Raw genomic sequence first — 1,153 nt, 5'->3', positions numbered from 1 at the left:
TTGACTGGGCGAAGGCCCAGCTCGACTGTCCCCAAAGCGTCAACTTTGAGTGTATGAGAGCACTGGAATATTAACCAGTTTCCCTGTTGTCACATTCGAATTACGGTGTGACTTAGGATCGGCTAACCCTCGACTGATTGGCATTGTCGAGGAACCCTTGCTCGTTCGGCCGTCGGGGTTCTCACCCGACTAACGCTGCTACTATGGCCAGGATTTTCGTCACTGATCGGTCCACACGAGTTCTCACCCATGCTTCCACCCGATCAGAGCGCCAGCCTACGGAATTGCTCGATGAAGAGCATCGTCAGGTCTCGGAAGCGGACTTGAGCCCCGATCATTTTCGGCGCCTCAAACCTCGGCCGGTAAGCTGTTACGCTTTTCTTAGAGGGTAGCTGCTTCTAAGCTCACCTCCCGGCTGTTTAGGGCTTGAGACCACCTTCAATCGCACTTAGTCCGCATTTTGGGTCCTTAACCCGACTCTGGGTTGTCTCCCTCATGGTGCACAGGCTTACCCCGCACACCGGACTCCCTGCATCAACGGCGTTTGTAGGTTTGGAGTTTGACAGGGAGGTCGACATCTCTCGATGGCGAGTCTCCCAATCGGTCGCTCTACCCCACAAACTACCTTAGCAGAGGTCATGCTTCGACATGTTTCGGCTGGAACCAGCTGTTGCCAGGCTCGATGGGCCTTTCACCCCTATACGTAGGTCACGAGAGGGTATTGAAGGACACCAACTCTAACAGGCCTCCACGTGCCTTTCGGCACGCTTCGCCTTGCCCACGCATAGATCGCCTGGTTTCGGGTCGTATCCGGTCGACTCCCCGCGCTTGAACACGGCGGCCCTGGTAATACTGCGGCCTTGTCGGTTTCCCTACGCCTTCCCCGGTTAACGGGTTAGACTCGTCGATCAGATACACTCCCTGGCTCGTTTTTCAAAACGCACGACACGACACCGGCTTCCTGTGAGTCCTACTGTGCTCTTGCGAGCAGGTCGTTTTTCACAGGACCTTTTGTGCCCCGTCGCTCTATCGCCACCTGATTTCAGGCCCTATTGCACCTCCCTTTTCGGGGTGCTTTTCAGTGTTCGCTCACGCTACTTGTTCACTATCGGTCTCGAGTAGTATTTAGTCTTAGCAGTTGATGCCTGCCATG

At 55.1% G+C, this 1,153-nt stretch carries 1 rRNA gene; it reads right to left on the bottom strand.

Annotated elements, in window-relative coordinates:
- Positions 1-1,153 (bottom strand): 23S ribosomal RNA (locus ACSC1S_RS21805); the annotation flags it as partial.

This window comes from Haloarchaeobius pelagicus, from assembly GCF_051207375.1.
Lineage (GTDB): Archaea > Halobacteriota > Halobacteria > Halobacteriales > Natrialbaceae > Haloarchaeobius.
This window is presented reverse-complemented; position numbering and strand designations above follow the sequence as displayed.